The sequence below is a fragment of the Microbacterium sp. P5_B6 genome, assembly GCF_056400345.1.
Map to the genome: position 1 here is coordinate 1 of NZ_JBFULL010000015.1, position 13,416 is coordinate 13,416.

General features: G+C 69.3%; 6 protein-coding genes. 3 read left to right on the forward strand and 3 right to left on the reverse strand.

The window, feature by feature from the left end:
* The first annotated feature begins 26 nt into the window (after positions 1-26).
* Positions 27-6,227 (forward strand): carboxypeptidase regulatory-like domain-containing protein, encoded by a 6,201-nt coding sequence (locus AC1DP3_RS15725; RefSeq protein WP_477294886.1) that lies wholly within the window; start codon positions 27-29, stop codon positions 6,225-6,227.
* A gap of 58 nt (positions 6,228-6,285) precedes the next feature.
* On the opposite strand, the gene AC1DP3_RS15730 is transcribed toward AC1DP3_RS15725, so the two are convergent.
* Both AC1DP3_RS15730 and AC1DP3_RS15735 read right to left on the reverse strand, forming a co-directional pair.
* A complete protein-coding gene (locus tag AC1DP3_RS15730; protein ID WP_477294888.1) occupies positions 6,286-7,788 on the reverse strand; it encodes a carboxylesterase/lipase family protein in 1,503 nt (500 codons plus the stop codon).
* A complete protein-coding gene (locus AC1DP3_RS15735; protein WP_477294889.1) occupies positions 7,785-8,414 on the reverse strand; it encodes a TetR/AcrR family transcriptional regulator in 630 nt (209 codons plus the stop codon). The genes AC1DP3_RS15730 and AC1DP3_RS15735 overlap by 4 nt, the downstream gene beginning before the upstream one ends.
* A 105-nt stretch (positions 8,415-8,519) precedes the next feature.
* Between AC1DP3_RS15735 and AC1DP3_RS15740 the strand changes: the two genes are divergently transcribed.
* Positions 8,520-9,824, forward strand: coding sequence for an MFS transporter (locus tag AC1DP3_RS15740; protein ID WP_477294891.1), 1,305 nt, complete (start codon positions 8,520-8,522; stop codon positions 9,822-9,824).
* Between the two features lie 45 nt (positions 9,825-9,869).
* The gene (locus tag AC1DP3_RS15745; protein ID WP_477294893.1) at positions 9,870-12,185 is read left to right on the forward strand and encodes a glycoside hydrolase family 3 C-terminal domain-containing protein; all 2,316 of its coding nucleotides are present in this window, start codon (positions 9,870-9,872) and stop codon (positions 12,183-12,185) included.
* Between the two features lie 303 nt (positions 12,186-12,488).
* On the opposite strand, the gene AC1DP3_RS15750 is transcribed toward AC1DP3_RS15745, so the two are convergent.
* On the reverse strand, positions 12,489-13,325 hold the full coding sequence (locus AC1DP3_RS15750; protein WP_477294894.1) for an alpha/beta fold hydrolase: 837 nt from the start codon (positions 13,323-13,325) through the stop codon (positions 12,489-12,491).
* Positions 13,326-13,416: the final 91 nt, after the last annotated feature.

The following is a 13,416-nucleotide window of genomic DNA, read 5'->3' on the forward strand; positions in this document are numbered from 1 at the left end:
GTGYGGGGGTGACGCCGGCGGCGACGGTGACGTCGGGCGCGGACGGGTCGTATGTGGTGCAGAACCTGCCGTATGGCACGTATCGGGTGCGTGCGGTGGSGGATCCGGCGCTGTATGTGCCGCAGTGGTTCTCGGGKCAGTCGGCGTTCGTGGACGCGTTCGATGTGGTGATCGGGGCGGGCTCGCACGTGCCRTCCGTCGACGTGTATCTGGCGGATGCGCAGGATTCGATTTCGGGGACGATCCGGTATGCGAATGACTCGGAGCCGATCGCGGGTGCGACGGTGSAGTTCTACGATGCGAGCGGTGCGGGGGTGACGCCGGCGGCGACGGTGACGTCGGGYGCGGACGGGTCGTATGTGGTGCAGAACCTGCCGTATGGCACGTATCGGGTGCGTGCGGTGGSGGATCCGGCGCTGTATGTGCCGCAGTGGTTCTCGGGTCAGTCGGCGTTCGTGGACGCGTTCGATGTGGTGATCGGGGCGGGCTCGCACGTGCCGTCCGTCGACGTGTATCTGGAGAAGGCACCTGATGTCCCGACGGGCTATCTCTCCGGCCGCGTCATCGACGGACCGACCGGCCAGCCGCTGGAGGGAGCCACCGTCGAACTGTTCGACGCAGACGGCGATGGAGTCACCCCCTTGGCATCGCAGCTCAGCGACGCCGCAGGGGGCTATGCCTTCCCCGGCCTCCTGCCCGGCGACTACGTCATCCGGGCGAGCTACCCCGGCGCCGTKGCCGGCTGGTACGGCGGCGGCAGCTTCGACGAAGCGACAGTCTTCGCCGTCCAGCCGGGAAGTGAGAGCACCGGGCTCCAGATCGCCCTGTGGTCGACGGTGAACAGCGTGACCGGGAACGTCTACGACGGAGCGACAGGTCTGCCTGTCGCCGGAGCGACAGTGGAGCTCTACGACGCGACCGGCGACGGCACGACTCCCGTCCTGACACTGGTCACTGACGCGGAAGGCAGGTATCAGGCGGACGACCTCGTCGCCGGCGACTACGCCGTGCGCGCCTCAGGAGTAGGACTCGTCCCGCTCTGGTACGCGGGGGCAGCCGACTTCGCGACGGCGAGCCCCCTGACGATCACCGCCGGTCAGCATCTCCTCAGCATCGACTTCCACCTGTGGACCGGGACTCGGACGATGAGTGGGACCGTGAGGGAGTGGGGGACGGGCCTGCCCGTTGAGGGCGTCGAGGTGCGCCTCTACCCGTTCTCTCCCGAAGACGCTCCTGCCGCGGCGACGACCGTGACCGACGCTGACGGACGGTACGAGTTCGTCGACTTCGATCCGGAGGGGACATTCCTCGTCGAGTTCCTTCCAGAAGGCGCTGCGGCGAGCTGGTACTACCAGTCGAGCTCCCGAGCGCTTGCGTCTGCACTCTTCTCTTCGGAAGCGGTGCATTTCGGCGGAGTGGACGGGTGGGTCGGCCAGCCCTCGTACTTCGACAGTGAAGGCACCGTCACGATCACCGGGTCGCCGTCACCGGGTCAAACCCTCACGGCCCACACCGAAGGTGTGTTCAGTCCCGAACCGGAAGCGCTCACCTATCAGTGGAGCGCGGACGGCATTCCGATCGACGGCGCTACGGGGCCGACGTACGTCGTGACACCGGCAGATCGCGGAGCCGACATCACCGTCACGGTTGTGGCATCCCGCACCGGGTACGAGGATGCTCAGTCGACAAGCCCGCCGGTGTTCGTTGCGCCCTACTCTCTCGCGGAGATCGCAGCCGCGCTGGATCTGGACGAGGGGATGTCGATCTCGTTGTTCGGCGGAAGCAGGGGCCTTGCTCTGTCGGACGCCGCGTTCACGGGATTCCCGCGGGCGGGGGGCGACTACGTCGTGCTCTCGACCGGCTGGGCGTCGCAGGTCATGCTGCCCGCCGAAACGAGCAAGTTCTTGAGCTCGAGCCTCAACGGGGGTGGCGTGGACGGCCACGATATGACCGGCATCACGATCTCGTCGACCGCTCCCGCAGGGAGCCAGTGCCTCGCCTTCGACCTGAAGTTCGGCTCGGAGGAGTTCCCCGAGTACGTGGGAAGCGCCTTCAACGATGTCTTCACCGCTGAATCCCCGGCGTCGGACATCCGCAAGCAGGGATCGGCCATCATCGCCCCGAACAATTATGCGTTCGACACCGAGGGCAACATCGTCAGCGTCAACGTCGTCGTCGGATTCGCGCCGGTAGCCGGCAACGCGATGGACGGCTGGACGCCATCGCTCACTGCGCGCGTGCCGCTCGGCACGGGTGAGACCCCTGTGATCCTGACGCTGCAGGACATCGGCGACAGCGCGTACGACTCAGCAGTGCTGCTCGACAATGTGAGGTTCATCCCCACAGCCGAGTGCGGCGGCGGCGGCACCACTCCGACCGAGCCGATCACGGGGCCCGCCCCGGTCATCCAGGTGGACCCCATCGTGCCGGGAAGTGACCCGACGCCGGCGGATGACGGTGTGACGGCGTGCAGTGTCCTCTCCGTCCTTCCGGGGGAGTGGGCTCCCGCGCCGGTCGACCTGACCTACCAGTGGAAGCTCGATGGCGTGCCCGTTGACGGGGCGACCGGCACGACGTTCCCGGTTCCGGCTGATGCCGCGGGCAAGGTCGTGACTGTCGTCGTCACCGGGTCGAAGGTCGGGTATCCGCCCGTGTCGATCGCCAGTGCGCCGACACCGCCCGTGACGCTCTGCGAGATCGTCGGCGCCGCGCCGACGATCGAGGGTGTGCCCGACGTGGGCGAGTCTCTCAGCGCCGTCATCGAACCGGAATGGGGACCCGCCCCGGTCGATGTGGAGTATGAGTGGCTGCGTAATGGAGTGCCGATATCGGGAGAGACACTCTCGACCTACATCGTCTCCCCGTCGGACGCAGGCCAGGAGATCAGCGTGCGCGTCACGGGTTCCAAGCCCGGATACGCTCAGCTCGCCCTGACGAGCAGCGCCCTCGTGATCGCCGGCGGTCTGCTCGACCTGGCGCCCGCGCCCGTGCCGACGATCACCGGCACTGCCGTGGTCGCGGGATCACTCTCGGTCGTCACAGGAATCTGGGGACCGGCCCCGGTGGATCTCGCGATCCAATGGCAGCGCGACGGTTCGCCGATCCCCGGTGCGCACGGGTCGTCGTACACCCCGACGGCGACGGACGCGGGGGCGCTGATCACTGTCGTCGTGTCCGGGTCGAAGGACGGCTACACGTCGGCGTCGCGGACGAGTGACCCGACCGGTCCCGTTCAGCTGGCAAACCTCGCGTCGGGTGTTCCCGTGCTCTCGGGCGCGGCGACGACATGCGGCATCCTGTCGCTGGACACGGGGTCATGGGGCCCGCCCCCGGTCGCCCTCACGATTCGCTGGTTCATCGATGACGTCGAGGTCCCCGGTGCCTCGACCACGACCTTCCCCGTGCCGCTGACCGCGCTCGGCGCGGAGGTCAAGGCCACGGTCACCGGCACCAAGGCCGGGTACCAGACTTCAACCGAGACGACCGATCCGGTCGGTCCCGTGATCGCCTGCACCCTGATCACAGCGGTGCCGATCGTCACAGGCACCGCCGTGATGGACGGAGAACTGACGGTCGATCCCGGCGTGTGGGGACCCGCACCCGTCGACCTCGGCCTCCAGTGGCTCCGCAACGGGGCGCCGATTCCTGGTGCCGTGGGTCTCACCTACCACCCGACCACGGAAGACGTCGGCACCGCGCTGCGGGCGGCGGTCACGGGAATGAAGGCCGGTTACGCATCCGCCACGACCACGAGCACGGCGGTGACGATTGCGGCGGGAGCCCTGACACCGGCACCCACTCCGGTGATCTCAGGCTCCGCCGTCGTGGACCAGACGCTGCTGGCGGACCTCGGGGTGTGGGGGCCGATGCCTGTGACCCTCGGTATCGAGTGGCTGCGGAATGGCGTGACGGTGTCCACCGCCGCGCAAGTGGCGCTCGCTCCGGCGGACGTCGGTGCGACGGTCGCGCTGCGCGTCACAGCATCCAAGCCCGGCTACACGACCGAGGTGCGCACCAGTTTCGGTCTCACCGTCGTGGCCGGTCAGCTCTCACCCGCGCCCACGCCGACCATCACGGGCGATCCTCGCGTCGGTCAGACACTCACCGCTGCGCCTGGCGTCTGGGGACCCGCCCCTGTCGCACTCGGATACCAATGGTCCGCCGAGGGGGTGCCGATCCCTGGTGCGACCGCTTCGACCTGGAGTGTGACGACCGCCTACGTCGGCGCGACGATCACGGTGACAGTGACCGGATCGAAGGCCGGCTACACGACAGCGGGGCGCACGAGCGCACCGACGGCGGCTGTCCAGGATGCTGTCCTCTCGCCCACTCCGGTTCCGACGATCTCCGGCGTGCCCGTGTTCGGCCAGACGTTGACCGTCAGCACAGGGACATGGGGTCCCGCTCCCGTCACGCTGGGAATCGAATGGCTGAAGGGCGGCGTGCCGATCGCGGGAGCCACCGGGACGAGCTACGCGCCAGTGGTGGCAGATGTCGGCTCCGACATCTCCGTCCGCGTCACCGGGTCCAAGCCGGGCTTCCCGAGCGTTTCACGGAGCAGCCTCGCGGTCACCATCCAGCCCGCCACCCTCACGCCGACGCCCACGCCGCAGATCGTCGGCACCGTCGCGGTCGGGGCAACCCTCTCCGCCTCGCTCGGAGCCTGGGGGCCGCAGCCGGTCGACCTGGCGATCGAGTGGCTGCGCAACGGCTCTGTCGTCTCGACCGCGTCCAGCCTGACTCTGACGGCGGGTGACGTCGGTGCGACCATCGCCGTCCGTGCCACCGGGACGAAGGCCGGTTACACGACCGCGGTGCGCACGAGTCCGGGTGTGACAGTGGCGCCGGGCACGTTGTCGCCCACCCCCACTCCCACGATCACCGGGCTCGCACTCATCGGCCAGACCCTCACCGCCGTGCCTGGCACATGGGGACCCGCTCCCGTCGATCTCGCGTACCAGTGGAGTTCGGGCGGCACGCCCATAGCCGGCGCGACGGATGCGACCCTCATCCTGACGTCCGGGCAACTGGGGCAGGCCATCACCGTGACGGTCACCGGAAGCAAGCCGGGCTACACCTCCGCGAGCCGCACCAGTGCGGCGACCGCTGCCGTGGTCAATCCGGTGCTGTCGCCCACTCCTGTTCCGACGATCTCCGGCAGCCCGATCGTGGGGCAGACGCTGACAGCAGCACCCGGAACGTGGGGCCCGGCACCTGTCGCGCTCGGCTACCAGTGGCGGGCGAACAATGTGGCGATCCCGGGAGCGACCGGAACGACCTGGGCCGTCACCGCCGCGTACGTCGGCCAGACCATCACGGTCACGGTCACCGGCTCCAAAGCCGGCTACCCGTCGGTCAGCCGGACGAGCGCCCCGACCGCACCGGTGTCGAACCCGGTGCTCGCACCGACGCCCGTGCCGACCATCTCGGGCCTGCCCGAGGTCGGCAGGGTGCTCACGGCCGTCCCGGGCACCTGGGGCCCTGCGCCCGTCTCGCTCGCGTACCAGTGGCTGCGCAACGGAACGCCCATCCCGGGAGCGAACAAGTCGACCTACGACGTGCGCACGGCCGACCTCGGCGCTCGCATCTCGGTGCAGGTGACGGGAACGAAGCCCGGCTATGCCGCAGTCTCCCGGACAAGTGCGGAGACCTCTCCTGTCACCCTGCAGTCCTGGGCGGTCGCCCCGACCCCGACGATCTCGGGAACGCTCAAGGTCGGCTCCACGCTCACGGCGAGCCCGGGCTCGTGGAGTCCGGCACCAGGTGCCTTCGCCTACCAGTGGTACGCCGACGGCGTCGCGATCCCCCTCGCAACGGGTTCCACGCTGGCGCTCAACGGCGCTCGCGCGGGTGATCGCATCACGGTAGCCGTCACCGCGACCGGAGCCGGAATGCAGCCCACGACTCGGACGAGTGCCCCCACGGCGCCGATCGCATCGGGGACGCTCACGATCGGCGACACCCCCTGGATCACCGGCACCACGACGGTGGGGAGCACCCTCCGCGTCCACGTGGGCACGGGTTGGGGGCCGACGCCCGTCCAGGCGACCTTCATCTGGAAGCGCGACGGGGCTGCCATCCCCGGCGCCACGGGTACTTCGGACTTCTGGACTTACAAACTCACCGCCGCCGACCGGGGGCACCGCATCACCGTCACCGTCATCTTCGAGAAGATCGGATACACATCCGTCACGCGGACGACCGCACAGACGGCCGTCGTGAAATGAGGGCGCCGGGGTGCTGAATCCAGCGGCGGACCGAGGGCGCTCGGACGGCCGCCCGGCGTCACATCAGGGCGCGCACACTCGCGTAGCCGTCGGCGATGACATCTGGCGTCGACGGGTCGCCGCCGAACACCCGCGTGGTCTGGACGTCGGCGGCCCACCGCGTCCAGCCGGGGGCGCCATCGCGGATGAGCGCCGTCGCGGCGCCGTGCACCGCGGCCGCTAGGGCGCGAGGCGGCTCGTCGCCGGTGATGGCGGTGACGCCGTCGGCATCGAGGCAGTCGAACCAGAACGGCACGTCGAGGCAGTGCAGCGCCCAGCCCCTCGTGGGCGAGGCCCACGAGAAGCGGTACACCCAGGTGCCCGCATCCGGACCTGCCGCGCCGCGCGCGCTCGCGATCGTGACAACGGCGGTGCGGAACATCTTGTCGGTCATGAAGTGCCCGATGATCGCACCGGTGCCCTTCTTGCGGGTCGCCGCGTTGTCGGCGAGGTAGGCGCGACGTGCGGCTCCCTTGAGTCCGAACCTGGCGAGGGCGAGCCCCGCCGGGATGAGCCGCAACTTGCCCTTGGCCTGATCCATGACCATGGTGAACTCGTCGTCCGTCGCACCGAGGACGAGCGGCTTGTCCGAGCCGATCCCCCCGCGCAGCGCGTCGATGGTGCGTCGCGGGATGAGGTCGCCGTCGATCATCGGCCCCCAGGGCAGCCCCTCCTCGATGAGCGCGGTGATCCCGGCGAGCGGGCTGCCATCGCCCGAGGCGGCCTTCTCCTGCAGTTCGAGCAGGCGGTCCTCGGGCACGGATGCGAACCCCGCGCGTGTCGGCTCGACGCCGGCGAGGTCGGCGAGGCGTACGGCGAGCGTGCGGGCGCGCTCGGATGCGACGTCACCGAGCGCACCCGAGAGCGCCCACACGGCATGGAAGAGATGCTGGGCTGCGGGCATGCCCAGGAGTGTCAGCACCGCCCCGCCACCCGCGGACTGGCCTGCGATCGTCACGCGTGCCGGGTCGCCTCCGAAGGAGGTGATGTTGTCGCGCACCCATTCGAGGGCGGCGATCCAGTCGCGCACGCCACGGTTCGAGGGAGCGCCCTGGATGTGCCCGAAGCCGTCGAAGCCCAGCCGGTACGAGACCGAGACGGTCACCACACCGTCGCGGTTGAATGCTCGGCCGTCGTACCAGGGGCTCGCAGGCGAGCCGGCGAGGTAACCGCCGCCGTGGATGTAGACGAGCACGGGCAGAAGAGCCGCGCGATCGCCCGGCCGCGGCGTGAAGACGTTGACGTTGAGCGTCGACTCGCCGGGGATCGAGGGCTCGGGAATCAGCGTGATCCCTTTGTCGCCACGCTGGGCGGTCGCACCGTATTCGAGCGCGTCGCGCACGCCGTCCCAAGGCTCGGGCGGCAACGGGGCGGCGAATCGCAGGTCGCCCACCGGCGCCTGTGCGAACGGGATGCCGAGGAAGGCCGCGGATGCCGTGGCCGCGCCGGGCTCGCCGCGCCAGAAGCCGCGCACCCGTCCGGGGGCGATCGATACGACGGGAGCCTGCGTCTCGGTGATCATTCGGGGTTCCGTTCGGTGGTCGGGCGCGTGAGCGCGTCGAAGAGCTGGGCGACGATGCCCGCCATGTCGATGTCGGGCTCGAGCATCCATTGGAGTTGGAGGCCGTCCGAGACGGCCTGAAGGATGCGGGCGAGGGTGTCGGGGGCGATGCTGCCCGCGATCTCGCCGTTTTCGAGACGCTCGGCGAGCGCGGCCGCGAACAGGCCGCGCAGGTTCTGTCCTCTGTCGAGGAAGAACCGGTGGGCCGGATGCTGCGGATCGGCGGCGTCGACGGAGAGCTGGGAGTACAGCTGCACGAGTCCGGGGACGTCGCTGTTGTGGCGGATGACGGCGACATAGCCGTCCCGCAGTGCCGCCACCGTGGGGTGCTCCACTGTCGTCACGCCGTAGTGGGCCACGTCGACGTCATCCCGCTTGCGGACGATCTCGGTGAAGAGCTCCTCCTTGCTGTCGAAGTAGTGCAGGAGCCCGGCTTGGCTGAGGCCCACGGCATCCGCCAGCTCTTTCACGGATGCGCCGCGGTAGCCCTCGCGCGCGATCACCTCGAGTGCGCGCTCGAGGATCTCCTCGCGCTTCGCAATGCCCTTCGCGTAGGAACCGCGTCGTCCCTCCTGCATCTTCGCCATGGTGCCAATGTAAACCGAATAACGTTTGATTTTCAAAACCAAGCGCCGTAAGGTTTCTCATGCGACCCACCGCCGAGTCGTCACGCAACCATCGAGGACCACGAAATGACACTGCCGTCACAATCCATCCCGCCCGTCGAAGACGTGGATGTGGCCGATATCGCCTTCATCGAGCAGGCCGCGGGCAACGACGACCCGCCCACGCCGATCAAGGGCGTCCGCCGCCTGCTGTGGTGGATCATCCCGTCGAACTTCGCGATCTTCCTCATCTGGGGCGCCGTTCCCGGCATCCTCCTCCCTGCGCAGATCACCGGCCTCGACCCGGCGAACAAGGTCATGAACCTCGCCATCGTCGCCACGGTCGGCTCCTTCGCCGCGATGCTCGCACAGCCGATCGCCGGCCAGGCCTCGGACCGCACCCGCTCGCGCTTCGGCCGTCGTGCGCCATGGATCATGATCGGCTCACTTGCCGGCGGCCTCGCCCTCGTCGGGCTGGCGTTCGCGAACACCTTCATCGGCATCCTGATCGCGATGACGCTCATTCAGATCTGCTTCAACTTCGCCCAGGGACCGCTCAGCGCCATCCTCCCCGACCGTGTCCCGATCGCCCGTCGCGGCACCTTCTCCGCGCTCTCCGGAATCGGCCTCATGGTCGGCGCCCTCGGTGGCTCCATCATCGGCTCGCTGTTCCTGCACAGCATCGCCCTCGGCTACGTCATCTTCGCCGTGTTCTCGCTCGTCACGCTCTCGCTGTTCGTGCTCCTCAACCCGGACTACTCCAGCAAGGACCTCCCGCGGGAGCCGTTCAGCTTCGTGGACTTCTTGAAGACGTTCTGGGTCAACCCGGTCAAGCACCCCGACTTCTTCTGGGCCTTCACGGGCCGCCTGCTCCTCTACACCGGCTACTTCACCGTCACGGGGTACCAGTTCTTCATCCTCACCGACTACCTCGGCGTCGAAGACCCCGCCACCGTGATCCCGCTGCTCGGCATCCTGAGCCTCGTGGGCATCCTCGTCTCCACGGTCGTGGCAGGGCCCCTCTCCGACCGGATCGGACGCCGCAAGCCGTTCATCTTCGGCTCCTCGGTGTTCGTCGGCCTCGCGATGCTCATCCCGATCATCTCGCCCACCATCGGCGCCTGGATGCTCATGACCTTCATCTCGGGCTTCGGCTTCGGCATGTTCCAGGCGGTCGACACTGCTCTGATGAGCCAGGTGCTGCCCTCGGCCAAGTCCTTTGCGAAGGACCTCGGCGTCGTGAATATCGCGGCGACGCTGCCGCAGATGCTGGCTCCCGCCGTTGCCGGCGCGATCGTCCTCACGTTCGGCTACGTCGGGCTGTTCCCCGTCGGCATCGTCCTGAGCATCCTCGGCGCCTTCGCGGTCCTGCCGATCAAGGCATCCCGCTGATCCGCGGGACCCACCTCCACGCATATAGATACGAAAGCAGCGGAAATGACTGACACCGTCACCCTGACCGACGTCGCGGACCTCGTCGCCGACCTCACCCTCGAAGAGAAGGCCTCGCTCACGAGCGGTGCGAGCTTCTGGACGACCAAGCCGGTCGAGCGGGTGGGCATCCCCGCCGTCATGCTCACCGACGGCCCGCACGGCCTGCGCAAGCAGGCGCAGGGCGGCGACCACCTCGGTCTCGGCGACAGCGTCCCGGCCACGTGCTTCCCGCCGGCGGTCGCGCTCGGCTCCTCGTGGGACGTCGACCTGGCCGAGCGCGTCGGCGCAGCCCTCGGGGTCGAGTCGTCGATCGAAGACGTCGCGGTCATCCTCGGACCGGGCGCCAACATCAAGCGGTCGCCGCTGTGCGGGCGCAACTTCGAGTACCTCTCCGAAGACCCCATCGTCTCTGGCGTGATGGGCGCCGCGCTGGTCAACGGCATCCAGTCGACCGGCGTCGGTGCCTCGCTCAAGCACTTCGCGGCGAACAACCAGGAGAACGACCGCATGCGGTCCTCGAGCGACATCGACCCACGCCCGCTGCGCGAGATCTACCTGCGCAGCTTCCAGCGGGTCGTCGAGGACGCGCAGCCGCACACCGTGATGTGCGCGTACAACCGCGTCAACGGCGTGTATGCGTCCGAGAACCCGTTCCTGCTCACCCAGGTGCTGCGCGATGAGTGGGGCTTCGAGGGTCTCGTGGTCTCGGACTGGGGCGCGGTCAACGAGCGGGTCGCCGCCCTCGCCGCCGGCCTCGACCTCGAGATGCCCTCCAATGGCGGAGCGACGGATGCCGAGCTCGTCGCCGCGGTGCGCGACGGGTCGCTCGACGAGAAGCACCTGGATGCCTCGGCCGGGCGCGTCGCGACGCTCGCGCTGCGGTGGGCCGAGACGGAGCGCGTCGAAGGACCGCTCGACGTCGACGCCCACCACGCCCTGGCTCGCGAGGCCGCCGGGCGCTCGATCGTGCTGCTGCGCAATGAAGCCCCTCGACCGGCTGGTGACCCCGTCGAAGCTCAGGGACCGCTCCTCCCGCTCGAGGCCGACGCCTCTCTCGCGGTGATCGGCCTCTTCGCCGACGAGCCGCGCTACCAGGGCGCGGGCTCGTCGATGATCCACCCGACGCGCCTCGACGACGCCCTCAGCGCGATCCGCCAGGTCGCGACCGACGTCACCTACGCGCAGGGCTTCACGACCGCCGTCGACGCCGATCCCGCCGAGACGGCGCGCCTGCGCGACGAGGCCGTGGCCGCGGCATCCGCTGCCCGCACCGCCGTCGTGTTCATCGGCCTGCCGGCGCGGCTGGAGTCAGAGGGCTACGACCGCGACGACATCGACCTGCCGGCTGACCAGCTCGCGCTCGTCGACGCGGTACTCGGGGCGAACCCGCGCACCGTCGTCGTGCTCTCCAACGGGAGCGTCGTCGCGCTGCCGTTCGCGGACCGCGTGCCCGCGATCGTCGAGGCCTGGCTGCTCGGGCAGGCCGGCGGCTCCGCGACCGCGGACGTGCTCTTCGGCTCGGTCAACCCCTCGGGCAAGCTCGCCGAGACGGTGCCGCTGCGGCTCGAAGACACCCCGGCGTTCCTCAACTTCCCGGGCGAGGACGGCCATGTCCGCTACGGCGAGGGGCTGTTCGTCGGCTACCGCTGGTACGAGGCGCGCCGCATCCAGGTCGCCTTCCCGTTCGGCCACGGCCTCTCGTACACGACGTTCGCATACTCGGATGCCGCCGCCTCGGTGACCGCGGACGGCGACGTGGAGGTGCGCGTCACCGTCACGAACACGGGGGAGCGGGCCGGCCGCGAGGTCGTGCAGGCGTACACGTCGCTGCCCGGCTCGGCCGTGCAGCGCGCGCCGAAGGAGCTCAAGGCCTTCGCGCTGGTCGCGCTCGAGGCGGGGGAGTCGCGCGAGGTCGCGCTCACGGTGCGTCGCTCCGACCTGGCCTACTGGCACGTCCGGGCCGACCGCTGGGTCGTCGAGGGCGGCGACTACGTCGTTGCGATCGGAGCCTCGAGCAGCGACATCCGCTCGACCGTCGAGGTCGCGGTCGACGGCGACGCCCTCTCGCTTCCGCTCACCCGCGAGTCCTCGCTCGGCGAGGTGTTCGCTCACCCGGTCGCGGGGCCCATGGTGCAGGCCGCGATGGCCGGCATGGCCGAGATGATGGAGGGTGCGGCGTCGATCATGCCCGAGGGCGTCTCGATGGACAAGATGATGGAGTCGTTCCCCGTGGGCCGCATCGGCATGATGGCCGGCGGCTCGGTCAGCCCCGAGATGATCGACGGCCTGATCGCGATGGCGAACGCCTCGCAGCAGTAGGACGGGCGGCGCTGCCGGGGTCAGGGGGGCTGCCGTGTCGGCCGCCGGCACCACGACCGACCGCCGGCGCCTCATACGCGACCGATGCCCCGGCACAGTGCGTGCCGGGGCATCCGTCGTCCCTGCCTTCGACTGCCCTCCTCCGATCGGGAGGCATCGTCCCCGATCGGAGGAGGATTTCGGGCAACGGGTCCTCCGGTGCCGGCATTCTCCTCCGCAAGGCCCCGCGGCGATCAGTTCGTGACCTCCTCCGCAAGGCCTCGCGCCGATCAGCTCGTGACCTCCTCCGCAAGGGCCCGCGGGTCAGCTCTTGACGAAGGCGAGCAGCGCTTCAGTCACCTCGGCGGCGTGGGTCAGCAGCAGCCCGTGGGGGGCGCCCTGGATCTCGACGTACGTGGCGTCGGGAAGGAGGTCCTTGAAGCGGCGTGCCGTCGCATCGATCGGCAGGATGTTGTCGGCCGTGCCGTGGAGGATCAGCGCCGGCACGTCCACCTTGGGGATGTCGGCCCGGAAGTCCGTCGGCCACGTCAGCGGGGCGGCGGCGATCGCGTAGTTGCCCGCCTGGTTGGCGACCTGCACGCTGGCGTCGAGCGCCTCCTGCGAGATCCGCGAGCCGAGGTTCTCGTCGAGGTTGTAGAAGTCCTTGTAGAAGGCGGTCAGATACGCCCAGCGGTCCTCGGCGACCTGCGCCGCGACGCCGTCGAAGAACTCCTGCGGTCCCGCGCCCTCCGGGTTGTCGTCGGTGATGAGCAGGAACGGCTCGAGCGACGCGAGGAAGGCCGCCTTCGCCACGCGGCCGCTGCCGTAGTTCGAGATGTAGCGCGCGACCTCGCCCGTGCCCATTGAGAACCCGACGAGGATCACATCGTCGAGGTCGAGCTGGGTCAGCAGCGAGTCGAGGTCGGCCGCGAACGTGTCATAGTCGAAGCCCGAACCGACCTTGGTGGACGAGCCGAAACCGCGCCGGTCGTACGCGATGACCCGGTAGCCGGCATCCAGCAGAGCCGCGGCCTGCTTGTTCCAGGATTCCCCGTTGAGCGGGAACCCGTGGATCAGCACCACGGGCTGTCCCGACCCCTGGTCGGTGTAGAAGAGCTTGATGTCGACCGAGTTCTCGGTTCCGACGGTGATGTACGCCACTGCTGCTCCCATCTGGCGGAGCGGGTTGCTTCCCCGCTCTCTGCCCCTCGACGATAGGGGTCGGCGAGCGGGCCCCGCCAGGGCTTGCGCC